Origin of the sequence: Streptomyces coelicoflavus (assembly GCF_003112555.1) — a bacterium.
GTDB classification, from domain to species: Bacteria; Actinomycetota; Actinomycetes; order Streptomycetales; family Streptomycetaceae; genus Streptomyces; species Streptomyces coelicoflavus.
Genome location: NZ_BEWB01000009.1, coordinates 18,025 through 40,679, shown reverse-complemented (window position 1 = coordinate 40,679; position 22,655 = coordinate 18,025). Strand labels below are relative to the sequence as shown.

General features: G+C 70.6%; 25 protein-coding genes. All 25 read right to left on the bottom strand.

What is annotated here, in order from left to right; translation table 11 throughout:
- Window positions 1-17: 17 nt before the first annotated feature.
- Window positions 18-722, bottom strand: coding sequence for a hypothetical protein (locus Sco07f_RS22005; RefSeq protein ID WP_108988906.1), 705 nt, complete (start codon window positions 720-722; stop codon window positions 18-20).
- A gap of 13 nt (window positions 723-735) precedes the next feature.
- Window positions 736-1,566 carry a relaxase/mobilization nuclease gene (locus Sco07f_RS22000; RefSeq protein ID WP_108988905.1) on the bottom strand — a complete coding sequence of 277 codons (831 nt, stop codon included), beginning with the start codon at window positions 1,564-1,566 and terminating at the stop codon, window positions 736-738.
- On the bottom strand, window positions 1,563-2,000 hold the full coding sequence (locus Sco07f_RS21995) for a hypothetical protein (RefSeq protein WP_108988904.1): 438 nt from the start codon (window positions 1,998-2,000) through the stop codon (window positions 1,563-1,565). Before Sco07f_RS21995 ends, Sco07f_RS22000 begins: the two co-directional genes overlap by 4 nt.
- Before the next feature lie 1,337 nt (window positions 2,001-3,337).
- Window positions 3,338-3,829 carry a hypothetical protein gene (locus Sco07f_RS21990; RefSeq protein ID WP_244942106.1) on the bottom strand — a complete coding sequence of 164 codons (492 nt, stop codon included), beginning with the start codon at window positions 3,827-3,829 and terminating at the stop codon, window positions 3,338-3,340.
- Window positions 3,830-4,037: 208 nt separating this feature from the next.
- Window positions 4,038-5,828: a vWA domain-containing protein gene (locus tag Sco07f_RS21985; RefSeq protein WP_108988902.1), complete on the bottom strand. Its 1,791-nt coding sequence runs from the start codon at window positions 5,826-5,828 to the stop codon at window positions 4,038-4,040.
- Window positions 5,825-6,967: an AAA family ATPase gene (locus tag Sco07f_RS21980; protein WP_167468189.1), complete on the bottom strand. Its 1,143-nt coding sequence runs from the start codon at window positions 6,965-6,967 to the stop codon at window positions 5,825-5,827. Before Sco07f_RS21980 ends, Sco07f_RS21985 begins: the two co-directional genes overlap by 4 nt.
- 191 nt (window positions 6,968-7,158) lie before the next feature.
- Window positions 7,159-7,380, bottom strand: a complete 222-nt coding sequence (locus Sco07f_RS21975) for a hypothetical protein (RefSeq protein ID WP_108988900.1) — start codon at window positions 7,378-7,380, stop codon at window positions 7,159-7,161.
- 37 nt (window positions 7,381-7,417) lie between these two features.
- Entirely contained in the window at window positions 7,418-8,608 is a 1,191-nt protein-coding gene (locus Sco07f_RS21970; RefSeq protein ID WP_108988899.1) for a hypothetical protein, read from the bottom strand.
- Window positions 8,605-9,063 carry a hypothetical protein gene (locus Sco07f_RS21965; protein WP_108988898.1) on the bottom strand — a complete coding sequence of 153 codons (459 nt, stop codon included), beginning with the start codon at window positions 9,061-9,063 and terminating at the stop codon, window positions 8,605-8,607. Before Sco07f_RS21965 ends, Sco07f_RS21970 begins: the two co-directional genes overlap by 4 nt.
- 35 nt (window positions 9,064-9,098) lie before the next feature.
- Window positions 9,099-10,199, bottom strand: coding sequence for a hypothetical protein (locus Sco07f_RS21960; protein ID WP_244942105.1), 1,101 nt, complete (start codon window positions 10,197-10,199; stop codon window positions 9,099-9,101).
- A complete protein-coding gene (locus Sco07f_RS21955; RefSeq protein ID WP_108989128.1) occupies window positions 10,192-10,935 on the bottom strand; it encodes a glycosyltransferase in 744 nt (247 codons plus the stop codon). Before Sco07f_RS21955 ends, Sco07f_RS21960 begins: the two co-directional genes overlap by 8 nt.
- Window positions 10,936-10,978: 43 nt before the next feature.
- The gene (locus tag Sco07f_RS21950) at window positions 10,979-11,584 is read right to left on the bottom strand and encodes a hypothetical protein (RefSeq protein ID WP_253915372.1); all 606 of its coding nucleotides are present in this window, start codon (window positions 11,582-11,584) and stop codon (window positions 10,979-10,981) included.
- 42 nt (window positions 11,585-11,626) lie between these two features.
- Window positions 11,627-12,628, bottom strand: coding sequence for a DUF8094 domain-containing protein (locus tag Sco07f_RS21945; protein WP_468767012.1), 1,002 nt, complete (start codon window positions 12,626-12,628; stop codon window positions 11,627-11,629).
- An 85-nt stretch (window positions 12,629-12,713) separates the two neighbouring features.
- Window positions 12,714-13,643 carry a hypothetical protein gene (locus Sco07f_RS21940; RefSeq protein WP_108988897.1) on the bottom strand — a complete coding sequence of 310 codons (930 nt, stop codon included), beginning with the start codon at window positions 13,641-13,643 and terminating at the stop codon, window positions 12,714-12,716.
- Window positions 13,633-13,857: a hypothetical protein gene (locus tag Sco07f_RS21935; RefSeq protein ID WP_078889097.1), complete on the bottom strand. Its 225-nt coding sequence runs from the start codon at window positions 13,855-13,857 to the stop codon at window positions 13,633-13,635. The genes Sco07f_RS21940 and Sco07f_RS21935 overlap by 11 nt, the downstream gene beginning before the upstream one ends.
- A gap of 91 nt (window positions 13,858-13,948) precedes the next feature.
- Window positions 13,949-14,128 carry a hypothetical protein gene (locus tag Sco07f_RS40710; RefSeq protein WP_244942104.1) on the bottom strand — a complete coding sequence of 60 codons (180 nt, stop codon included), beginning with the start codon at window positions 14,126-14,128 and terminating at the stop codon, window positions 13,949-13,951.
- A 409-nt stretch (window positions 14,129-14,537) separates the two neighbouring features.
- Window positions 14,538-14,963, bottom strand: a complete 426-nt coding sequence (locus tag Sco07f_RS21925) for a hypothetical protein (RefSeq protein ID WP_108988895.1) — start codon at window positions 14,961-14,963, stop codon at window positions 14,538-14,540.
- 85 nt (window positions 14,964-15,048) lie between these two features.
- The gene (locus tag Sco07f_RS21920; RefSeq protein ID WP_031185637.1) at window positions 15,049-15,555 is read right to left on the bottom strand and encodes a hypothetical protein; all 507 of its coding nucleotides are present in this window, start codon (window positions 15,553-15,555) and stop codon (window positions 15,049-15,051) included.
- Entirely contained in the window at window positions 15,552-16,388 is an 837-nt protein-coding gene (locus Sco07f_RS21915; RefSeq protein WP_234319902.1) for a ParB N-terminal domain-containing protein, read from the bottom strand. Before Sco07f_RS21915 ends, Sco07f_RS21920 begins: the two co-directional genes overlap by 4 nt.
- Window positions 16,389-16,525: 137 nt before the next feature.
- Window positions 16,526-18,040, bottom strand: a complete 1,515-nt coding sequence (locus tag Sco07f_RS21910) for a VirB4 family type IV secretion system protein (protein WP_108988894.1) — start codon at window positions 18,038-18,040, stop codon at window positions 16,526-16,528.
- Between the two features lie 28 nt (window positions 18,041-18,068).
- Window positions 18,069-18,530 carry a DUF6238 family protein gene (locus Sco07f_RS21905; RefSeq protein WP_108988893.1) on the bottom strand — a complete coding sequence of 154 codons (462 nt, stop codon included), beginning with the start codon at window positions 18,528-18,530 and terminating at the stop codon, window positions 18,069-18,071.
- 98 nt (window positions 18,531-18,628) lie between these two features.
- On the bottom strand, window positions 18,629-20,101 hold the full coding sequence (locus Sco07f_RS21900) for an SCO6880 family protein (RefSeq protein WP_108988892.1): 1,473 nt from the start codon (window positions 20,099-20,101) through the stop codon (window positions 18,629-18,631).
- A 78-nt stretch (window positions 20,102-20,179) separates the two neighbouring features.
- Window positions 20,180-21,562 carry an SCO6881 family protein gene (locus Sco07f_RS21895; RefSeq protein WP_108988891.1) on the bottom strand — a complete coding sequence of 461 codons (1,383 nt, stop codon included), beginning with the start codon at window positions 21,560-21,562 and terminating at the stop codon, window positions 20,180-20,182.
- A 36-nt stretch (window positions 21,563-21,598) separates the two neighbouring features.
- On the bottom strand, window positions 21,599-22,291 hold the full coding sequence (locus Sco07f_RS21890; RefSeq protein ID WP_108988890.1) for a hypothetical protein: 693 nt from the start codon (window positions 22,289-22,291) through the stop codon (window positions 21,599-21,601).
- Window positions 22,291-22,605: a DUF6112 family protein gene (locus Sco07f_RS21885; RefSeq protein ID WP_011031268.1), complete on the bottom strand. Its 315-nt coding sequence runs from the start codon at window positions 22,603-22,605 to the stop codon at window positions 22,291-22,293. Before Sco07f_RS21885 ends, Sco07f_RS21890 begins: the two co-directional genes overlap by 1 nt.
- Between the last annotated feature and the right edge of the window lie 50 nt (window positions 22,606-22,655).

Here is a 22,655-nt window from a genome sequence, read left to right as displayed (position 1 = left end):
TGGGCAGTTGCAGGGGCTCAGCGGCGCAAGCGGGCGGCACCGACGGGTGGCGGTGCCGGGGCCGGCAGGGCACGCGGCGGGGGCGGACAGGCGCACACCGCAGAGCGTTCGGTCTTGTGGTCGGGAACCTGCTCGGCGCAGGCGCGACGGCCGGGGTGAGGGGCGTGCCGGTCGGCCAGCCGTTCGCGGGTGTGCGCAAGGTCGGAGTGGATGATGCGGACGTATTCGTCGGCGAGGTAGCGCAGGCGCCCGGCGGTGTACGGATCGCTCGCGTCGTCGAGGCCGTCGAAGAACTGGGCCAGGGCGCCGAGGGCTTCCGAGAATCCGGCGAGGACGCCGTCGTGGGGCGCGGTGAGTTCTGTGAGGATGCCAGCGGCTTCGGCGGTGTCGGTGGCCTCGTGCAGGCGTTCGGCGAGGTGGGAGACCGAGGCGCCAAGCGTGGGATAGGCCGCGGGGCGGGCTTCGGTGTCGAAGCGCTCGTCGCAGTCGACGTGGTACCCGACGGCCCGCAGGCGCCCTACGGCCTCGGTGGCCAGACGGGACTCTTCATTCTCGGTGAGGTCGGTGGGGGCGCGGTGGTAGGTCTCGTGGAGGCGGAGGACACCGACGAATCCCGCGCGTTGGAGGATGCTGTGTGCTTCGGAGTCGCCGCCGCGGGCGAGGAGTTCGTCGGAGTGCGGGTCACGGCGGATGTCCAGGAAGCGGTCGGTGGTGCGGGGCAAGGAGACGTTTCTCCTACAAAGATCGGTGGGCGGTGCGCCGGGGCGCGGCCGGCGCGGCGGCGAGCCGAGGCTGGACCAGGTGGGCGGCGGTGGCGTCCAGGTCCTGCTGAATCGCGTGCAGGCGGCGCGCGATCAGCTGAAGACGGTGCGCCGTGTCCGTGCCAGCAGCCCCAGGCTGGCGGGCGATCCGGTGCGCGGTGTGCTCGACCAGTCCGCGGACCGTGGCCAGCGGGCCGGTCTGCTCGTCAGCGAGCTGGGTGAGGACGCTGGCCAGCTGCCCGGACGCGGTGGGCGCGGTGGGCTGTGTGGTGGGCCGGGCGGGGATCAGGCCGAGATCCTGCTCGATGCGGCGGGCCTGGTCCGCGAGGCGTCGCAGGATGTCTGCGGGCGGGGCGTGCCAGGCGCCGTCGAGATGGATCAGGTTGGCGATCAGGTCCAGGCGTCCGGGCTGGGCCTGGACGGCGATCCACCGGCAGCCGCTTTCCTTGCCCGGGATCTCGATGCCGGTGGCCCGCGCCAGCCGGTGAGCGACTTCGGTCCATTCCGGTCCCGTCAGTTCCCGGTCGTCCGGGTGAAGGCGCACATCGAGGTGGAGGATCGCCCGCCGGTCGTCGTCGGGGCTGGCGGCGAAGGGATGCTCCAGAAGGGCCTCTTCGATGTGCTCGGCCCACTCGAAGGACGTCCAGGACTTGTGCTCGTCGTCCAGGATGAAATAGTCCAGGCCGGTCCAGTGGGCGACGATCGTGTGCGCGGTCAGACCCTCGGTCGGTGAGAGCGGCCGGCCCAGCGCTACTTCGAGTGGGTCGTGCGGTGTGTGCGTGCGCTGGTGCAGGCGGGGGATCACCGGCCGCTCCGCAGGTCGGCGGTGTGCGCGAGCTGGCCCAGGGCGGTGGTGGTGTACCAGCCGCAGTCGATCAGCTCGTCGCGGCCGGCGAACCGTTTCAGGAGAATGTCTTCCATGGCCCGCAGGAAGATCAGGCAGTCCGGGCAGCGGCGCGAGAGGTGCACGAGGTAGCGGGGGTGGGCGGTGACGTAGGACTGAGCGCCACCGGTGGGATCACGCAGCCGCCATCCGTCCTCGTCGGTGGGGGTGTGCCAGGAGGGGGCGACGACGCGCATCGCGTCTCCCCACAGTTCCCCGCTGGCCACCCCCTTGAGAACGACGACGGTGTCCCCGGCCTGAAAGTGGGCGTGGGTGATGTCGCGGGTCGGAGTGAGCGGATCGGGGGTGAGGGCGGTGACGGGGGTGGGTTGATGGTCCCAGGACGGAGGGAGCACGCAGTTCCTTCCACGCGATGGCGGCGGGGTGGGAGGAACAATGGTCCGGAAGCACGGCGGTTTGGCTAACCGGCGTATCCCGGCTATGTTGCCCCGCCGTCAGCGGAACCGCTTCTGCGTCCCGCAGTCCGCCTCGGTGGCTATGCCACGGAGTTTGGGCAGGTCACGAAACTGTTCCCGCTGGCCCCTCCAAGCCGCCCTCGAACCCTCAGGTGGCCGGTGCTCGACATCTCGGCCTGCTCAGCAGCGGCTTGCTGCCCTTCCGGCCGCCGGGCGGCGCAAACTCCCCGGCCCGCAACAGAGCTGACACGGCGCCAGGGGCACCCGCAGAGGTGTGACACAGGCCACTTGCGGACGCCCGACGGGCTGGGCGGATTTGACGAACAAGGTGACGGGCGCTCTTTCCCATCCAGCGGAACCGGCCTGACCTGCGAATCCGGTTTAACGCTGGTATTTATGTTAAGGCTGGCAGGTCAGGGCCCCGGTCAGCCGCCCGGTGGTGAACTATAGTTTAGGGCTGCTGTCATTCGATGAACGTGTCGCCGATCTCCCGTTGAGGCCCTCACGGGATGATAGGTTGAGCCGCGCAGTACACCCTTTTCCCGAACCGGACCGGAAGGGGGTGATGAGACGTGTTAGAACCTGGAGAGGGACCGACTGGAGGGACGCGGCGCGCAAGGCGCCTGCGTCGCCGCAGTGAGGAACGAACACGGAAGCGGGAGGCCACGCTCCGTAAAGTTCGGTGGGGCCTGGTCGTTGTGAACGTCGTGCACGCGATCAGGTCCTGGTGGTTCTGACCAGGGATTGTGCACAGGAGCCCGCCATGAGTGGCGGACTCCTGCGCGGCATCCACGTCTTACCCCGGCGGAGTCTGCTGATCTTGGAGGAGAGGCAGGCTCCGCCGCCATTGTGGATGACTCTTGCGACCCTACCACTCAAATGTACTTTCCTCCGGGGGTGCATAAATTCATTTGCCTCACCTTGTGCTCCCATGAATCGGACGAATCATTCGGTGCGCAACTTTGAGCGCACGACTTTCGGCGCTGGTCGAATTTTCGCATCCGCTGAAAGTTACGCACGGGCAGATTCGCAGAAGGTCCTGCATTTGGGTGACGGGGCGGCGTTTTCTGCTGCCTTGAATTGTTTCTCATGGCGCGTGACTGTTTCCGGGGCTTCTCTGCTCGCGCACGCGGATCCTGATCCGTCCCCCGCAGGTCCGTGCCTGGGCTGCTGCCGAGGAAACCGGGCGTGCAGCAACCAAAGGCGGTCGGCCGGTCAGGAGCCCCGCTCGCCCATTCGGGCGACGGGCATGCAAATCCACGCCGTCCCGCTTGCCGTCAGCGGAAGGGGTTCTCTGATCCGCGGTCCTGCACCGTCGCCGCGTCGAGGAGTTCCATCAGGTCAGTGCCTTCGGCGTCGCGCTGGTCGATCCACCACCCGGCGCGGGTGATGGAGCGGGCCGTTTCCTCCAGTTCCGCCCAGTCCGCGTCGTCCCAGGTGCCCTCGACGACCAGGGCCGTGTGTGCGGCCGTCATCAGTTGATGGCGGGATCGCTCGCCCCAGTTCAGGGTCTTGGCCGGGCCCTCCAGCTGCGGCATGTCGAACTGCGTCGCCCAGGCAGCGGCTGCCTCCTGCTCCGCGGCGCGCTTGGTCGCGAGCCACTCCTCCTTGGACGCGGAGTCGGCGCCGCGTGCCGCCTTCCAGCAGTCGGCGCAGTCCTTTGACACGAGCCAGCGGGCGAAGCCGGCCCGCTTGTCGGCGGGGCGGTTGGACAGGTCATGATCTACCTGGTGGGAGCAGGCGTGCTCCACGGTCCAGTGCGTAGGCACCCCCGGGCAATTCCGTTTGATGGGCGTTACGTTCGAGGTCGTGCTGCTGGTCTGGTGCTTCAAATCGAGTGCCCTTCGTTGGCGGTTGGGGTGGTGGCCTGCGTCGTTGCGGAGGGTCGTGCACGATGCACGATTCATGCGGCGGACGGGGAGGTGGCCTGGAGTGCTTGGCGGTGGTCTCGGGGACGCTTCCGCCTTCTGCGTCGTCTCAGCGGGTCCTGCGGATGGCGTCTGTGGCCGCCGTGGCGATGGCGGCGGGAGCGCTGGAGGGCTGGGGCAGGTGCAGCAAGGTGGTCCCCGGCAAGTGGCGGGATTCCGCGGTGAGGGTGAGCTGGAGTACGGCGCAGCCGGCGGTCGTGAGCTGCTTGATGCGGGTGACGGCTTGAGTGGTTTCGTCGCTGCCGTAGTGGGCGTCGGTGACGATCACGAGGAGGCGGCCGGCGCCGGGGCGGCTGAGTTCGAGGCCGTGGTCGAGTGCGTCGATGGCGTTGGCGAGGTTGTGGTGGCCGCCGGTGGCATTGAACGTGGTCACGCGCTCTGGTGCTTGGTGGGTGGGGCGGGTCAGTGCGGTCAGGTGCCGGTCGTAGGCGATGGTGGCGGTACGGGAGTCGGGGTCGGTCAGGGCTGCTGCGCGTGCCACGATCCAGGCAGCGGAGGCGACGGGCTTGCAGGCGGCGCGCATGGAGCCGGAGACGTCGACGGCGATCCCCACACGCAGTGGTGGGGTGGGGGAGTTCCGGCGGCGGGTGTGGGTGAACGGTTCCGCGGTGGGGACCGACCCGGCGGCGCGCTGAGCGTCGCGGGCGAGGGCCGCGCGCATGTTGAGGCGGCCAGGCGGGGTGGGGCTGGTGGTCCGCTCCTCGGTCCGCTCGCGGTAGGCGGCGGCCCGCAGGGCGCGGCTCAGGCGCGCGGCGGCGCTCTGCTCGGCGGCGGTGGGCCTGCGGGTGCCGGTGACCGGGTTGCCGGAGGGTGCCTGTGTGCCGTCGGGGTGGACGGTGGTGCTACGGGCGTTGAAGACCGACTTGGCGGTGGCAGCGGCTTTGCGTCGCTGGCGGGCTCGCTGGGCGCGGTCCTGAGCCTGCGCCTTGGAGCGCGACGCCAGGGCGTTGGCCGCTGCGTCCTGTGCCGCGAGGTCGGCCGCGTCGGTGGCTGCCGCGTGGTCCATGACGACCTTCACGGCGCCAGACAGCAGATCGGAGAGGCCCTCCGGCACGGGCAGGGCGGGGGCCGCGGCGTCCAGAGCGTCGCACCATTCTTGACCGTGCGCGAGCATGGTCGTGGCGTCGTGGTCGGCGCACTGGTGAGCTGCGGTCCAGATGCGGGCGAGGGTGGTCAGCAAGGGCGCGCCCAGCACCTTTTCGCACAGATCGGCGACGGCCCGGGTCTCGCCGGCGTCCAGAATGCCGACGTCCCGGCGGCCGAGGATCAGGGCTGCCGCGGCGGCGGCCTGCTCGATGCCCTGGAGGGTGGGGTGGGCGATGTCGGGCATGACCAGGGTTCGGGCACTGGTGCGCAGGTACGTGCGGTCCGTGGGCCGCGTGATCAGATGTGCGCCTTCGACGCGGCTCTCCTCCAGCAGGAGCGCGGCCTCGACGACACGGGGGTCGGCTCCGGCAGGCTGTGTCCAGACGGAGTGGGCCGCGTGCGCGGCCTCGTGGACGAACACTCCCCAGGCGGCGGGATACCGCTCCTCGTCGCCCACGATCCGCGGATGGATCTCGTGGGGCTTAAGCGGGGCGAACAGGCGGGCGTCGAACTCGACCTCGCCCAGCGTGGGGAAGAACGCGGCCGGTGCGCCGCTGCGCGTGCCGGGGCGGCAGGTGACGAGGAGGTCCTGGCGGCCGGAGAGGGCGACCAGCCGGTCGCCGAGTTCGGCTCCCACGCGCAGCCACGCGGCTGGGGAGGAGCGGGGTTGCGCGGGCGGGGCGCCGTCGTCGTCCCAGCGCGCGAGGTCGGCGTCGTCTTCCGGCGTGGACTGGATGTGGTGGTGGGCACTCATCGCGGGCGGCCCCGGTGTGCGGAGCCGGTGCTGCCCGGAGGCTGCCGGGCGGCTGAGGCGGGGAGCTGCTTGCCGAGGGTGAGAGGTGCGATCTTCTTGACGCCGACAGCCTTCGTGACGGCGGCGGCGACGGCGTCGCGATCCTCCACAGGAGCGATGCCGACCAGGTTCGCGAGCGCGGCTTTGGTGCCGAGGACGGCCTCGGTCTTCTGGTAGCTGAGCAGTTCCCGCAGCTGGGGGGCCCATCCCAGCTCGCCGAGTTCGACCTGGTGGGCGAGGTGTCGGGCGACCCGGACCACCCGGGCATCGATCCTCAAGGCCAGGGCGAGGTCGTAGTCCGTGCCGATCTGGATCTGCACGCTGAACCGGCTCGCGAGCGCCTCCGTCAACACCGCGCCGTGGACGCCGGGATTGTGGCCCGCCACCACGTAGAAGCCCGGCTCGGCCTTGATGGTCTCGCCCTTGTGGGCCTTGACCTGGATCTGCCTGCGCCCGTCCATCGCGGGATACAGCGCCGCCAGGACCTTCGGTGAGATCAAGGTGGCATCGTCGATCAGCAGGGCGCGGCCCTCGGTCATCGCGGTGACCAGCGGACCGTACTGGAAGACGTAGGCTCCCGCGTCGTCCTGGGTGTACTCGCCGATCAAGTCGCCGACCGTGGTGTCGCCGTCACCGGCGACGGTGAGCAGGTCCGGGAACGCCGCCTCGACCAGACTCGTCTTGCCGGTGCCCGGAGGGCCGTAGAGCAGCACCGGCACGTCGGCGTCGCGCAAGCGGTTCAACGCCTCGACGTCGGGCAGATCGGCCAGCTCCCGGGGGTGGTAAAGCTGGCCCCCCGCGCGGCGGATCGGGCCGGTCTGCTTGGGCGCGGCTGCTGCGGTGTAGGTCGTACGGGCCGTGGCCGCCTGGGCGCGGGGAGAGTGGGTGCCCGGTGGGCTGATCACAGCCCTCTGTGCGGCTGCGGCGGTTTTCGCGTTCGCGCGGAACTGCGGTTGTCCGGTCCCGCTTTGGTCGGCCTCGCCGCGTCGCACCAGGGTGAGGGCGGCGTTGCGGACGGCGCCGTGGGAGTGACCCAGCTGCCTGGCCATGTCCCCGATGGTGAGCTTGTCCGCCGGCCGGTCGGCCAGCAGTCGGGCCACCTTGGCCCGTAGTTCACCGCCCTTGGTGCGCGCTGGTCTGGTAGGCCCGGGTGTGGTCAAAACGAGAACCCTTCAACAGATGTGGGTGGGGGCGGGGTGGGCGATGCGCTAAAGAGGCCGGCCGCTCTCGGAGGGGATCACGGGCTGTGCCGAGATCGGCGACCGGTCCAACCGGGGCGTACCGTCGGCGCTCACCGGCCGACCGAGGGCTCGGTCCAGGTGTACGGGATGGCCAGCGACGGGCAGCTCGCTGGCTGCCGAGCAGGCCCGTGCGTCCGCTCCGTACCGGGTTCCGTTGCTCGGCAGGCGCAGCCCGGCGTCTCTTCGAAGCCGTCCTGGAGCAGGATCCGCCGGGCGGCGGCGTTGTAGCCGGTGGTGGTGATCTCGCCGGTGATGCTGTGCCGGATCGGCATGAACGGCTCTGCTGGTGCCTCGGGCAAAGCGGACCTCCTATCGGTGGCGGGCGGTCATGCTGGCGCGGGGCGGCGGTGCGGGCGGTGTGGTGTCCACGGCCGGGCGCGGGCGGGTGCGCAGCACGGGGGTGCGGTGCGGGGGCAGGACGGCGACGGTCGCCCCGAGGTCCTCGGCAGCTTCTTCGACTTCGCGGGTGAGGAACTCGATTTGCCGGCCCAGCGCTGAGAGGCGGGCGGCGATCTGGCGGCCCTGCACGGTCTCCAGGGCGCTGGCGAACTGGCTGCTCGTCTCCAGAAGTTCCTGCAGGCGGACCATCGGGCCGGCGGCGTAGCCGCGCTGGACGGCTCCCAGGAGAGCGTTCGAGGCGTCACCGGCACTGTGGCCTTCGACGACGTCGCGGATGAGGTCCTGCAGGGACAGCTCCGGGGCCGGTGCCGGTCGGTTGAACCGGGAGATGTCCGAGCGGAGCACGCCGGGCGGGACCGGAGCGGGCAGGGCCTTGCCCGCCTCGTACTCGTGGGCGAAGTGTCCGATCACCTGCCAGCCCGGTACGCCCGGGTCGCCGCGCAGCGCGACCACTGTGGAGTCGTCGTCCTCGACCAGGTAAGCGAGGGTGATCGGCTGTCCGTCGGCGGCATACCACGACTCGGTCAGCTCCAGCGCGCCACGTGTCTGCGCGGCCCGGGCCCTGTCGGTCCACTGCTGCTGTTCCTCGTCGGTCAGCGGTGCCTTGTGGTGCTGGCCGTCGCGCTGGTCGGCGAGGTTGCTGGCGATCGGGCTGTGGTCCGCCCAGGCGGTGAGGTGCGGCCACAGGGCCGCGTGCTGAGCGCGATCGGCGGGGGAACCGGGAGCGGCGGGCCGGTCGAGGGCCCTGCGGATTTCGGCGGCGGAGGATGCCAAGCCGTCCAGGACGGCCCGCCACCCGGTCAGGTGCCGGGCGGGCGGCAACTCGTCGAGCGCGAGCCGGGCGGCATCGAGGAGAGCCTCAGCGTGGGGAGCGAGGTGGGTGGTGTACGCCTCCAGCGCCGCCTTGTCCCGGTGGGCTCGTGCGGCTGCGGCGGCGTCTGCGTGGACGGTGCGGCCGTGGCGGTCGCGTGTCCTGTCGAGGGCGGCATCGGTCTCGCAGTCGATGACGGCCATCCGCAGCCGGAAGTCGCGTGCCTTGCTGGCCAGTGCGGACGCTGTCGGCAAGGGGCTGTCGGGGGCCGGACTGTTCGCGGGTGTCATCGGGACCGCCCGCCGGCTGCGGCCGTCAGGTGGACGGTGGGAGCGTAGGTGGGCTTCGGCGGGCTCGGCCGGGCAGACGGAGGGGAGGTGGTGGGTGGCGTGAAGCGCTGCGTCGTTCGGCCGGCGGCGGCCTGGGCGAGCCGGCTGCGGCGCTCCTGGAGTCCGTGGGGCCGGACGGGGCGCGGCGGACGGTTGGAGAGGGCCGTGTTGAGGCGGATGTCGGCCTGCACGGTGTAGCCGTGGCGGCGAAGGTCGTGGACGGCCTGGCGGGTGCGTCGGACTCCGTCGCGCTCGGGCTCGCTGAGGCGGTACAGCCCCGGTTCACCGGGGACGGGCTCGAACTGCTCGCGCTCCAGGAACCAGTGGGCGAGGTGCTGGGGAATGGAGGAGGTGAAGGAGGCGACGAAGCCGTGTTCCTTGTGGTCGCCGAAGGAGAAGTGGGTGCCGGGCTGCAAAGGGGCGGGAGTCTCCAGACTTGTCGGGGGAACGGTCAGTGACTGCGGTACGCCGACCGGGCTGCGGCGAGGGGGCGGGCCGGAGCTGTGACGGGGAGGGCCGGGTGGCGGTGGGGTGCGCTCAGGCGGGCCTGGCGCAAGAACGCTTCGCCGTCGGTGAGCCAGGTCACGATCGCTGGCCACGCGCGTGCTCGGCGCTCATGGTCCGACACGGCACCACCGTGGACGATCTCGTCGAGCAGGGTTTCGACGTCGTTCACGGCGTCGGCCAGACGGGAGAGGGCTGCGGCGTCGTCGGGCCAGGGCTGTCCGCGGGTCGGCACCGGTCGAGTAGCGTCGGGGCGTGGTCGACGACGGTCAGGAAACGGCGCCAGGCGTGGTCGAGGAACAGCTCCGTCGAGGCGCCGAGGGCGGCAGCGCTCAGCGGGGTGGCGTCGCTGTAGCGGTCGGAGGCGTTCATGGCCTGCCAGGTGTCGTGCTCGGAGCGGATGTCTGCGAGCACGGCGGCGATGGCCGCCGTCTGGATGGACGGCCTGCTCGTAGGCGGGAAGGTACCGGTCGGTGAGGGCCTGGGCAGCCCGCCCGGGAAACGACGGCAGGACGATGCTGCACGGGGCATGGGGATCGCCGTAGCCCCCTTCGAGCCCTTCGGGGGAGAAGGCGCCTGCCAGGTAGTCGAGTTGACGGCCGGGCCGCTCCATGAACAACAGCGTGGTGCCCTGCACCGCGTCGGTGAGGACCGCGGCGTAGAGGATCCGCTCGCTCTGGAGGGCGCGGCCGAGTTCGCCGCTGTCCCAGATCCAGGGGACGAGGTCTTCCTGCCAGGCAGGGTGCGCGTAGATCTCGACCGAGGCGTGCCACTGTCCGGGCAGCAGGCGCGCGAGGTCGCGGGCGGCGTCGCCGATGAACCGGCGGCTGCTCGTGTGCACGCTGGTGCGGTGCCGCTTTGCGCACGCGACCAGATCGACCACGGTAATCTGGGTGCCGCCTGCGGGCAGGGGCCAGACGCCGTCGTTGTCCCGCTGGAAGCTGCTCTCCGTGAGGGCGGTGTGCGCACACGGGTACTGCTCGCCTGATGCGATGGCGACGATCCCGGACTCCCGGCTGTGCGACAGGATGATCTGGGCCTCAGCCACGGTCTAGATCCTCGCCACCGCGCAGGGCGGCACGCAGGCTGCGGCCGTAGGCCCAGGCGTGCTCCCGGGCCGCCGCCTCCAGCTGGTCGTATCCGTCCTGGGCTGTCATCTGCCCAGGGTGCTTGCGGTACCGGTACACGGGGACCGGCAGCAGGATCCCGGGTGCGAGCGTGGTGACGCCGAGGGCCGCGCAGTAGTCCTCGCCCTGGACGAGACCGCCCATCGGCGCGGCGCGCACGAGGTCGGTGCGGGCGAGGATCGTGGTCGGCCCGATGGGGATCGTGTCCGTCGGCGACTTCCAATACGTCCACACGTCGCCGGCCTCGTGCCGGCCGGGCGGAGTAGGGCAGCGCCACAGGCGGGTCGAGCCATCGGGGTGCTGGTCCTCGCTCCACCCCGCACACCAGCCCACCCCGGTGGATTCCAGGGTGGTCAGCCGCACGGACATCGCGTCGTCGGTGAAGTCGTCGTCATCGTCGGCCCAGTTGATGTAGGGGGTGCGGACCTGGGTGAGAGCGAGGTTGCGGGCGCAGGCGGCGCCCACCGGCCGGGGCAGCGTCAGTGTGCGGATGCGGGGATCCTGCGCGAGCGGGGCCGGCAGGCGTTCGGGTGTGGTGCCGTCGAGCGCGATCACGGCCTCCCACGGCACGGACTGCCGGGTGAGACTGGCGTGCATGGCGGTCAGGTAGTCGAGGCGGTCGTCGCGCAGACGGGTGGCGATGACGACCGTAATCAGGGGAGAGGGCAGGGAAATCTCCGGCAATGAGGGACGGTGCGGGTCAGCGGCGGGTACCTGTTCGGGGCCCTGTAGGTGCTGCACCGGCAGCGGGCCGCGGCGTGCGCGTGGCGGGCGAGGTGGTGGGCGTCCGGCGTGTGGTGATTGCGGGCCAGTGCGCCGGGCGGTCGCTGAAGAGGGTGCTGGGGTCGGTGTCCCAGGCGACGAGGGGCCCCGCGCCTGCGTGAGCCATGCTGATCACTTCGATGCCCTGCGGATGCAAGATGTAGCCCCACGGCATGCCCAGTTCGCCGGCGGTCTTGTCGGTGACCGTCATGCGCACCGGGGGTGAGCCGTCCGGAGTGATCAGGTGGTCGAGGGTCCGGCTGGGCCAGTGTTCGCCGCCGGTCAGCGCGGCCACGAGCGTGGGTGGGGCGTCGTCGAGGAGATCGGGACCGAGTTCGTCCCAGCCGACGGCGATGTCGTCGATGAGATGCTGGGCCATGGCCTCGACGTCGCGCCCGAACTTGTACTGGTAGGCGGCCAGGAGGAGCGGGAGGTGGTGGCTGGGCACGCCGTCGAACTGGACGTGGATGCCGCTGTATCCCGTGCCGAGGGTGGGGCGGGCGATGAAGGAGTGTGTGGACAGGGAGTTCTCCGGAGCGAGCAAGGGGAGATGTGCGGCGGCCGTCGAAGTGGCGAGCGGGTGCGGTTACGCGCGGTGTGACCAGGAGGGGACCGGGGGGCCGGAGGCGTCGGTGCGGGCGCAGGTGTAGCCGATGAGGCGGGAGGGCTCGGCCTTGGCGGGGACGGTGGCGGCGTCGTTGCACACGAACGTGTAGCGGATGGAGGTGCGGGGCACGTCGTGGAGCCAGGCCCGGTCTTCCTTGCCGGGGTTGATCTGCAGGCCGGAGTGCGCGACGGCGTCGGTCTGGGTGTGCGTGTGGGAGAAGAGGATCAGTGCGCCGCCGTCTGCCGTCTTGAGGGCGTAGGCGTCCGTGAAGCGGTTGTCGGCTGCGTCGAAGACGCTGGTTCCCTTGTCGCCGAAACGGGTTGCGGCATCGCTGTGGACCTTGACCTGCCGCTTGCTGGCCTTGGTCGGCGCGAACACCTTGCTTCCGGTGTTCGTGCCTCCGGTGGTGAAGTTGTCCAGCACGGCCGTACGCAGAACGTCGGCGTCGGCGGCCAGATGCTTGTTGCCGGTGGCAGGGACGGCCGTTGCGTATCCCTCGCGGTCGAGGGCGACGTGGGGCAGCTTCTGGCTGTCCAGGTCGACGACGGAGACCACTTCCCAGCGCTTGTGCTGGGGCTGTTCGGTGAACACGGCCAGGCGGGAGGGGGGCTCGCCCTTCTCGCTGGAGAGGGCGGCGGCGAACCAGCGGTCCTGCCCGGAAGCCAGGCGGGGGATGTACAGCTTGGCGCTGGCGAGGTCGTAGGACCACGCCTCGTACGGCTCGCGGTCCTTGGCGGGAAGCCCTTCGGTCTCGGTGTAGTCCGAGACGGACATCGTGTACAGCGGTCCGTCCTCGACCGTGTCGAGCAGGCGCCGGTCCCGGTCGGCGTTGGCCTCGTTGTTGACCTTGGAATAGCGGGTGATGACGTCGCGGGCCTGGGCGGCGGTGAGAGCGGGCGCGGGCTTGGGGGCGGTGCTGGCGGTGGGCGTCTGCCGGGCCTGGGCGGGGCCGTCTTCGCCGGAGCATCCGGTGAGGGCCAGGGTGATGCAGGCGGCGCCGGTGATCAGCGGCAGGGTACGGCGGGCGGAGCGGATGGAGTCTCCAAGGGTTCGCAGGGGGAAGGAATCAGGGCGTGCGTCTGGCCGGTGGGGCGGCTTTCGACGATGCCGGCGGGAGGGCCGGGGGCGGGAGGAGTGACGTATCGGCCGGGGTAGAGGGCAGTTGCGGTGGGGGTGCGAGTGGAGTGAGGGCCCGCATGCGGCCCTCGGCCACGTGCAGCACCTCTGAGAGGTTGCGGATCTCGGCGGCGGCGTCGGCCAGGTCGTAGGAGAGGTCGAAGCCGTCGTCCTCCTCGGCCTCCTTGGCCTTTTCCCCGGCTGCTTCGAAGAACTCGCCGAGCTGCGCCAGCAGGCCCTTGGTGGGTTCCAGGATCTGGTGCAGCAAGGCAGCGGCATCCGCAGGTGACTCGGTTCCGTTGAGCCGGTCGGTCAGATCGCGCAGCGCGTCGCCGTAGACGCAGTGGGGTCCGCGCTGTGGTGTGGCGGGGGCATCCCGGGCCTCGGGCGGGGCTGGGGACACGTGTGGACCCTCGTGGGGAAAGGAGGGGTGTGGTAGCAGCCCGAACTGGGCGAGGCGGTGGTCGATCGCCTCGATCAGGGGTTGGGTGCTGCCGCCGTGACGGGCTTCAGGCCGATGGGGAGCACTGGGGTCGTCGGGGGGAAGTGAGTCGTAGATGACCTCGAACAGCGTCTCGTCGTCCGGGTCCTCGCGGGTCGCGATCCAGCCCTCGGGGTCTCCGGGGCGGCGGTTGGAGGGCGGATCCTGCGGCGGGCTGATGATCAGGTAGCTGTCGTCGGGGAGCGAGACGCGCACGATGTAGGCGCTGAGGCCGAATTCGATGTCGCACGGGAGTCCGCGTGTCCGTAGCGGGGTGGTGATGTGCGTGTGGCGACGCCACAGTTCCTGCCACCATCGCGTCTTCACGTTTTGATGGTCGGGGAGCGGCGCGAGCGGGGGAGTACGGGCGTCTGAAGGGTTCGGCTCGTCAGCGGCCACGGCTCCTCCTCCGGGATGCCGGCCGGTGCCGTGGAGTCGGCTTGCGAGCGAGGTCGGTCTCCGGCCCTGGCACCTGATCGCAGTCGACTGCGCAGTCGTCGCAGGCGGCGCTCAGGTCGTGCTCCTTCTTGGCTTCGCGGTCGGCGAGCTGAGCGGTGAGGGCGTCGAGTTCGGCTTGGCTGCGTTGGGCTTCGGCCCATTCGGTGGCGTTCACGTGCAGGGGGTGTGGCAAAGGGACTCCGGGTGTGGGTGGACGGGGGCGTTCGCAGCGGGGCCGGGCCTTGGGAGGCGGTTGGAGCTGGGAGCTACCGCCGGGGCCCGGTGCCGGGAGACGGTGGCGAGGGCGGCAGGCTCGCGGTAGTCCCCTGCTGGGGGTTGGTCGGCGGCGCGGGGGTGGGGGACGGGTCGTAGGTGGCACGCAGCCTGTTCATGCTGGCCTCGTCGGCGAGGGCCAGGACCGACAGCGCCCGGCTGGCCGCTGTCATCAGCAGGTTCGAGGGCGATCCCTTGGCCGCGCCGCGGCTCTCCTGCTTCCACCGGGCAGCGGCGACGAGGTAGTCGCTCAGGGCACGCAGTGCGGGTTCGGCGGCGTCCAGGACGTGATCGGTGACCGCGTCGATCTCCGCCGGGCTCTGGGCTGCGGCGAGGGCATCCAGGTAGAGGGTGAGGTCGGGCGCCGGCCAAGGCTGGTCGGGCAGGGGGTGGGCGGCGCGGAAGGGCTGTGCGTCGCGTCGTGCCCACCGCTTCAGGTCGCCGCGGGTGGCGAGGTTGTAACGGGCGGCGTGAATTTGGTCGGCGTCGCGGCCGACGTTGTCGTACAGGTCGAAGTCTGGGTCGCGCGAGGTGATGCGGAAGTCCCTCGGGGCTTGCAGTGGCGGGCTGTGAGCGTCTTGGTTATTGGCGAGTGCGGCGAGCAGCTGTGGATGGTGCGGGCGTGGCGCGTGGAGGGGGAGTGGCGGTGGGCTTGTCCGCCGTTACCTGGCGGTAGGTGGTGATGGCTTCCCCGAGGCGGTCGACTGCGTCAGCCCGACGTGCGGCGAGGATGTCGATCTGCGTGGCGGAGTGCTGCAGGACGCCCAGGGAGTTGATCGATGTGGTGCCGGCGACGGCGCGTGTCAGGGTGGTGGCTGCCTGCTGGGCGGCATCGGTGAATTGCCGGTGCACGTCGTCCAGGTGACGTGCGGCTCTGGTCACGAGGAATGCCAGCGCCAGCTCGGTGCCCTCGTGGAGGAACCGGAGTTCTGACGGCGACTTACCGATGGCCTGCTGCACCATCTGGGAGCCGGGTGCAGCGGAAGGCTGGGTGGCGGAGGTGTCCATCAGGGTGATTAGTCCGAAGAGTTGAAGGCAATTGCTAAGGAGACGGCAGGGTCGGGTGGGCCTGTGTGAGGAAGGCCAGAGCCGGTCACGTCGTGTCGGAGTCGAAGCCGAGGTCGTCGAAGGCGCTCTGCCGGTAGCCGAAGACGGTCTCTTCGAGCGGGGCGAGCCGCTTGCAGTGGGGGTTTTCCCGGTAGGCGTCGATTCGGCTGCTGACGTATTCCTGTTTGTGTGCTTCTGCCGTGGCGGTTCGGACGAAGTTGCGTGAGGAGATGCGGCCCCATTCGGTCATGTCGGTGGGGGTGCTGTCTTTCATCCACACCCAGATGCCGTTGCCGAGCTTCATGATGCTTTTGGGGTGATACATGCCGTTGGGGGTGCGGTTTCGGCGGGGGCTGTGGCGTTCTCCGAGGTCTCGCATCATGGCCTGGCCGGCCTTCTTGATGACCAGGCCGAGCAGTTCCTTGCGCGGAGCAAGCCGCTCGCAGAGCGCGTCGAGAAGCTCGTCTTGGTGAATGCGGCCGGTGTCGGTGGTGACCTGCCGGGCGGCTTCCAGCGCGATCTTCCGGAGAACAGGGTCGGAGGTGAAGTTCACGGAAGGTTGCGCTCCTTCCACACCGAAGCAATCTCGGCCAGTGCCGTGGTCGCATGCTCGATGACCTCTTGGGTCACGGCCCGGCCGGGCGGCGCGAACTCGGGGTCGTACAGGGCGAAGGTGCGACTGCCCCGGGCCTGGGCGAGCGAGGGCAGGACCTCGCACAGCAGCTGCGTGGCGACCCGCCGCTGACGTATCTCCTCCTCCTGCCGGGCTCTACGCTCCGCCCAGGCGCCCTGCAGAGTCAGTTCCCCTTCCTGCACGCGGGCGGCGAGGGCCGGGTCCTCGGCGCGGAGCTTGGCCAGCTGGGCCTCCGCAGAGGCGGTCTGCGCCTTCTTCTGCCGGGCGGTTTCGTACGCGCGGTCCAACCCGACGGCTCCGCTGATCACAGAGTCGACGAGTTCGGGGGCGTACTGCCAGACCACATTCGCCCGTCCAATGACGGCGCGTGCGACTCCGAGCTGCTCCTCGATGTCTCGAACGGTGTGTCCCGAGTCGGGACAAGCGTCCTGTCCCGACTCGGGACGGGCCTCTTGTCCCGAGTCGGGACAGGAGTAGCCGAGGTTCGCGCGGGCTTTGACGGTGATCATCGCGCAGATTCCCTTGGAGAAGCTGCGGCGCTTGAGGTTGACGGACAGGCTGTAGGTGTCGGTGCCGGCACCGTCGTACGTGACGAAGGCCGGCTCGATGTGCAGGCGCTCGCAGGCCGCCAACCGGCCGCGGCCGTCGAGGATCCGTCCTGAGCGGTCCAGAACGATGGGCTGGAGAAGTCCGTTCTCCTGGATGTCGTGCATGAGGACGGCAAGGTCGTCCTCGTCCAGCGGCGGGATCAAGACGTTGGTGGGATGGGATTCGATGACGGGTCTCCGTGTAGTGGGTGGAGGACGTGAGGGTTCGCGAATCGGTGCTGTCCGCCAGTCCGTGGGTTCCGCCCCCTGGACGCTTCAGAAATGGCGAACCCGCGGGCTTATCAGTGCATGCGGGCGTCGGTGTCGAAGAGCGCCAGTTCGTGGCTGTGCAGGAGGTGCTGCACGATGAAGGATCGGCCGGCGACCTTCCACAGGCCGCGCCCTCGGTTGAGGTGGGCGATGGCGTCCATCTCGACGGAGGTCAGGCCGAGCAGGGAGGCCGCGGCGTGGAGCTGGTCGGTCTCCTGGCGGTAGATGATCCGGGTGGAGCAGTCCGCCAGGAGGCCCTCGGCCAGGGCGCGGCCCTGTGATCCGGCGTCGCCGGCGGTGAGCAGGTCGGACAGCCGGTGGATCACCATCAGGTTCGCGATGCCCAGGCCGCGGGAGAGTTTCCACTGGGCCTGCATGCGCTGCAGAAGGCCGACGTGCCGCATCAGGCGCCATGCTTCGTCGTAGACGATCCAGCGCCGGCCGCCGCCGGGGTCGGAGAGCGCGGATTCCATCCAGGCGGACGCGCAGGTCATGGCGAGGACGAGGGCAGTGTCGTCTCCGGAGCCGCCGAGGCGGGACAGGTCGATGGTGAGCATCGGCGCGTTGGGGTTGAAGGCGACGGTGGAGGGCGCGTCGAACATGCCGGCCAGGTCGCCGTGGACCAGACGTCGCATGGCGTGGGCCAGGTCGCGGGCTGCGTCGCCGAGTTGGCCCGACATCATCCCGGCGGCCTCGTCGAGCGCGTGAGGGTTGTTGAGGGTGGCGGCGATGTCGCCGAGGAGCGGGGTGCGGTGTGTGTCGGCGGCGCGGGTGACGACGGCGTCGAGGGCGACGTCCAGGGCGGTGTGCTCCATGGGCATCAGGTCCCGGCCCAGGGCGGTCCGGGCCAGGGAGCCGAGCAGGAGCAGGCGCCGCTTGCGGATCTCGCCGACCCAGTCGGCCTCGGCCACGCTGTCCGGGCGCGGGGCTGCGTCCAGGGGGTTCAGGCGTCCGGGCAGTCCGGGGCCGAGGGCGACGGACCGGCCGCCGAGGGCTTCGGCCACTGGCGTCCACTCGCCTTTCGGGTCGCACGGGACGTAGACGCGGTATCCGAAGGCGACCGAGCGCAGCGCGAAGGACTTGGCCAGTGCGCTCTTGCCCTGGCCGATCACGCCAGCGAGGAGCAGGTTGGGGTTGGTGAATCCTTCGACCTTGCCGTACAGGGCGAACGGGTCGAAGACGAATGATGCTTCGGCGTGGACGTCGCGGCCGATGTAGATGCCTTCGGCGCCGAGTCCGCCTTCGGCGAGGAAAGGATAGGCGCCGGCCGCGATGGCGGTGGTCATGCGGTGGGCGGGAAGTTTCAGCCGGTTTCCGCGGGCGGAGGTGGGCCCGGGGCGCCCGCCCGGTGGGTAGAGCGCGGTGGGCATCTGCTGCTCGGGGAAGGTGCTTTCGCTCTGGTGGGAGCTGGCTTCGGTGCGGGCTTTGGCGGCGGCCTCGGCGAGTTGGCGGCGGGCGGCCTTGCGGCTGGCGCGGTCGGTGCCGTGAGGGGTGAAGAGTGGGGATGCGGAGGCGCGGCGGGCGCGGCGGGCGGGCCGGTGGTTCATCGGGGGCCCTCGATTCTGCGGCTGGTGCTCATCGCGCGCAGGTGGTGGTGTGCGGGTGGAGGTCGGTGGGAGTGGTCTTGCGACGGACGACGTGTCCGGCGGCGAGGTGGCGTTGGCAGATCGTTAGCACGGGAGGGCCCTCGGGAAGCCGCTCTGGGCGGCAGCTGCTGGTCTCGGCGTCGGCCTGGGGGACCCCGGGCAGCGCGTGGAAGGCGGCGTGGACTTCGGTGGTGGCTTGCCAGAGCCTGGTGTGGGCGGTGGCCAGGTGACGTCCGGCGGCCGGGTGAGGGGGCCGCGTGTGGTCGGCGAGCCGGTCCAGAAGCTGGAGCAGAACCGTGAGGTGGGCGTGCAGTACGTCGAGGTGCACACGGTCCACGGGCCTGGGCGGGACTGAGTCCGAGGGCGTGAGGGCGCGTGTGTGGTGGCGGATGCCGGCGCTCGCGGCGCGGAGGTAGGGGTGCGCGTCGTCGGGGCGCGTGGAGGGGGTCAAAGGTGGTGGTCCTTCCTGCCGGTCGGCAGGGTGGTGAGGGACGTCCCGTCGCGGGTGATCCGGAGTGCGGTGGGCCAGCGCCCATGGGCGCTGTTGGTTCACAGGGCGGTGCGGGCGAGCGGGAGCGCGGAGAGGGCGAAGGCGTCCGGCTGCTGGTAGTTGAGCCTGCGGAGATCGACTCCGGATGTGACGGCGTGAGTCTCGATCTGTGCGCAGGCGGCGTCCAGGAGGGCGTCGGTCTCGGCGGTGACGGTGACCAGACCGGTCAGGGCGACATCCGCGTGCCCGGCGATGAGCTGGCGTTCGCGGGTCTTGACGTCGGCGTACTCGACGGAGTCCTCTTCGGAGTCGACCTGCCCGCGGCGGGCGCGCTCGTTGGCGTCGGCGATGATCGCGGCCTTCTTGCGCTGGACGTCCCGCAGAGCGGACTCGAGCCCCTGCGGCACGTAGATGAGGGAGAGACTGCGGCGCACGCCGGCGGTGAACATGATCCCGTGCAGGAACCCTGCCCCCATCTCGGTGCGCGGCCAGTTCTCCACCCAGTACGTCGCGTGCCGCGCGCTGTCGGTGGCGAGGCGGTCGTACTCCTCGAACTGCACGACGGGACCGGCGGCTGCAGGGTCGGCCTCGGCACGGCCGGTCTCGGACCACTGCTGGAGTGCGGCGAGCGCCTTGGGGTCGTAGGCGGTGCGGATGACGGCGGCGATCTCCCGCGCGCTCAGCCATCCGGTGACCACCAGGCCGGCGTTGCGGGCGGCTTGGGCGATGGAGGCGGTGGTCTGCTGCATGACGGTGAACGCCCCGGGCAGTCCTCCGCCGGCCTGGGTGATCAGGCGCCGGGCGGCCTTGAGGTCGAGGGAGATGGCGAGGTAGGTCTCGTGCGGGGCGGCGGCCGGGCCGACTGAGGCGACCAGTTCGGAGTAGACCTGTCCGGCGACGGGGGCCTGGGGCTGCCCGTTCTGGGTCCAGTGGCGGGTGAGCGTGTCACCGCTGTCGGGCACGGTGCGCTCCAGCACCTGCACAGTGGCGACGTTCCCGGTGCGGGCGATACCCGCCAGCGCGCGTCCCCAGCTGTTCACGTTGTGGTTCTGGGTGATCGGGTCGAGGAGGGCGAAGGCGCGGCTGGTGACGCGGGCGATGGCGGTCAGGGTCTGCTGGTGCGGGTCGTAGACAGCTGCAGCCTGGTTGGCGGAGTCGCCGGGGGTGACCACCTTCAGGGAAGCGGCGGTGCCGGGCAGGTGGAGGACGCCGTCTTGCCGGGGCCGGGTGACGGGCCGGGCGAGCCAGAGCGTCTGGCCGGTGCGGTGGCGGTGCGCGTACCTGGTGACGATCGGTGCCCAGTCGATGAGGGATCGGCCGTGGCGGCGGATCGCGACCAGTGCACCAGATGCCGCCCACAGCGGGGCCAGGGCGAGGGCGCCGAGCAGCCCGGTGGAGATCACCGTCATGAGCAGCAGGGCCAGCGTGCAGGAGACGAGGACGAGCTGGGGCAGGGTGAGGCCGAGGAGGATGCCGCGGCGGCTCCGGTGCGGAAACTTCACCGTGACCGGAGCGACAGAAAGATCAGTCATGGGACAGGTCCTGGAGGCGCGGTGGAGCCCGGGGCGGGAGGTGGCGTGCACGTCCCGCCCCCGGGAGTCGGGCAGGGGTCAGAGGCCAGTCGGAGGCGGCGGCGGAGCCGACCCGCTCGACGCGGCGTCCTGTGAGCCGGAGGACGGGGGTGCGCCCTGCGGAGGCGGTGTCGTCGTCGGCGGAGTGGCCTGCCACCCGCCGCCCTGGCCGGACCCGGTATTCGCGCCGGATCCGCCTGGACCGGGGCTGCCTCCCACCTGGCCACTGGTGTCGTCGGACACACTGGTCGGCGCGGGCTGGACGGCCTTCTCCAGGCCGGCCTTGAGGGCACCGCCGCCGGGCGAGCCGCCCGTTCCGCCGCCCTGCGAACCGTCCTTGCCTTCGCCGCCGCCGATCGGGTTGGCGGCGACGTCACCGGGGAATCCGCCGTCGGGGCCCTGCGGCGCGGCACCACCCATGGCGGCAGCGCCACCTGCTCCGGCTGCGGCGCCACCGGTGCCGGCGGTGGCCGCGGCTGCTGCGGTCTTGCGTGCCGCATTCTCGGCGTGGGCCTTCGCGATCTGTGCTCCGGCACCGCCGGCACGGTGGATGGACTCGCCGTCGGTGCCGTCGGCCGCCCAGTGCACGAACTTGAAGACGCCGTACGGACACAGCAGCACCAGAGCCATGATCACGATGCCGGACATGACGTCGGCCAGGGCGGCAATACCGTCCTTGGCCTCGGTCTTGCCCATCGCGGCAATGCCAAGCACGAAGATGACGGTCATCAGCAGCTTGGAGACGACGAGGGTGGCGGTGGCCTCGATCCAGCCCTTGCGCCAGCGCCGGGCGACCTCCCAGCCACCACCGGCGGACGCGAAGATCGCCAGGGTGACCAGGACGAGGATGCCGACCTTGCGGACCATCATCACGCACCAGTACAGGAAGGCCCCGACGGCAGCTCCGAGACCGGCGACGGCGGCGACGAGCCAGCCCAGGCCGCTGAGGCCCCCAATACCGTCGACCTTCACAGTGCGCCGCACGGCCGTCTCGATGTTCAGGTGAGCGGTCTTGAACAGGCCGTCGGAGACGGCGTCGACCACTTCGACGGCGACCGTGGTCAAAGCGATGGCACAGAAAGCGAACAGGACGCCGGACATGGTGCCGGTGAATGCTTGGGCGAGGGCTTGTCCGTCGCGTCTGATGGCGGCCCGGACCAGTTGCGCGCAGAAGGTGGCGACCAGCAGGACCAGGCCCAGCGGCAGCAGCATTTCGTAGTTGTCGCGGAACCACCCGGCGTTCAGATCGACCTTGGTGGTGGTGTTGACGGCCTCGGCGGCCAGATCGGCTGCTGCGGCTGCCAGTTCACCGGCGGACTTCGCCATCCAGTCACCGATGGCTTTGCCGGGGTTCGAGGCGAAATCCACTGCGTCGCCGACGGCGCACAGCTTGTCTGCCAGAGGGAAATCACAGAAACCCACGAGGAGTTACTCCTCCTTTCGTGTCTCAGGCGCGGGTCACTGCGTGACGCTCGGTGCGATGGCGGCCAGGGTGCAGTCGTGGTTCGGGCGGCACTGCACGGCGAGGGTCACAGCGCGGTCCTCGGCTCCGCCGCCGCCCTTCTTCCAGGAGATCTGCTGCTTGCCGTTGACGGTGACGACGTAGATGTACGCCTCGGTGATCGCGGACGGATCCTCGGCCAGCGCCTGTTTGAACGCGCCGGGGTAGTGGCCCTCGGTGATGTGGGCAGTGGCGTGCTGGTCCTGGTCGGCCATCCGCGACCACAGCACCGGGTCGGGGACCTGGCCGGCGACCGAGGCCCAGTCGACGTACTTGGTCTCGGTGGTCATCCAGGCGCGCATGCCGGCGAGCTGCTGGTCGCGGCTGGTGTCGCGGGTATCGTAGGACCACAGCATCTGGGCCGCCGCCTTGGCGTAGGCGACCGGTTCGGCGACCTGCGGAGGCCCCGGCACCGATCCGGATCCGGAGGACGGCTTCGGGGCGGCCTCGGGGGAGGACGGGCTGCCAGTCGGGGCGGGCGCGGCACTGTCCGGGACCTGGTGGCGGTTGCCGCCGCCGGTCCACAGGGCAACGATCACGGCGAGACCGAGCAGGCCGGCGACGGCGGCAACGACGATCGCGATACGCCGGTTGCCCGACCAGCTAGCGCCGTACGAGGACAGCGAAAAGGAAGGGAAGCGGTTTCGCATCAGTGGACCTGCGACCCCAGGCCGGAGAAGAAGGCGACGATGCCGTTGGCGGCGCCGAGGCCGAGGGCTGCGCCCGCGGCTACGACGGCGCCCTTCTTTCCGTTGGCCTCGGCCTGGTGGCCACCGGTGTGGTGGCCCCAGGCCCAGACGCCGAGCGAGACGGCGAGGGCGCCGACGACGGCGATGATCCCGAACATGTTGATCGAGTTGACGACGTTCTTCAGCACGCTCAAGCCGGGCAGGCCGCCACCCTTGGGTGAGATTCCTGGGTCGTAGGCGAGCTGGATGACGCGGTCTGCGAGAGGGACGGACATAGGTGTGGCGGGCTCCTTGCATACGCGGGCCCGGCGAGGGCCAACGGGAA

Excerpts from the sequence above, each read along its gene's own strand:
- Sco07f_RS21985 (WP_108988902.1), bottom strand. The coding sequence starts at position 5,828 with ATGAGTGCCCACCACCACATCCAGTCCACGCCGGAAGACGACGCCGAC.
- Sco07f_RS21975 (WP_108988900.1), bottom strand. The coding sequence starts at position 7,380 with ATGCCGATCCGGCACAGCATCACCGGCGAGATCACCACCACCGGCTAC.
- Sco07f_RS21970 (WP_108988899.1), bottom strand. The coding sequence starts at position 8,608 with ATGACACCCGCGAACAGTCCGGCCCCCGACAGCCCCTTGCCGACAGCG.
- Sco07f_RS40710 (WP_244942104.1), bottom strand. The coding sequence starts at position 14,128 with ATGACAGCGGCCAGCCGGGCGCTGTCGGTCCTGGCCCTCGCCGACGAG.
- Sco07f_RS21925 (WP_108988895.1), bottom strand. The coding sequence starts at position 14,963 with ATGGACACCTCCGCCACCCAGCCTTCCGCTGCACCCGGCTCCCAGATG.
- Sco07f_RS21910 (WP_108988894.1), bottom strand. The coding sequence starts at position 18,040 with ATGAACCACCGGCCCGCCCGCCGCGCCCGCCGCGCCTCCGCATCCCCA.
- Sco07f_RS21900 (WP_108988892.1), bottom strand. The coding sequence starts at position 20,101 with ATGACTGATCTTTCTGTCGCTCCGGTCACGGTGAAGTTTCCGCACCGG.
- Sco07f_RS21890 (WP_108988890.1), bottom strand. The coding sequence starts at position 22,291 with ATGCGAAACCGCTTCCCTTCCTTTTCGCTGTCCTCGTACGGCGCTAGC.
- Sco07f_RS21885 (WP_011031268.1), bottom strand. The coding sequence starts at position 22,605 with ATGTCCGTCCCTCTCGCAGACCGCGTCATCCAGCTCGCCTACGACCCA.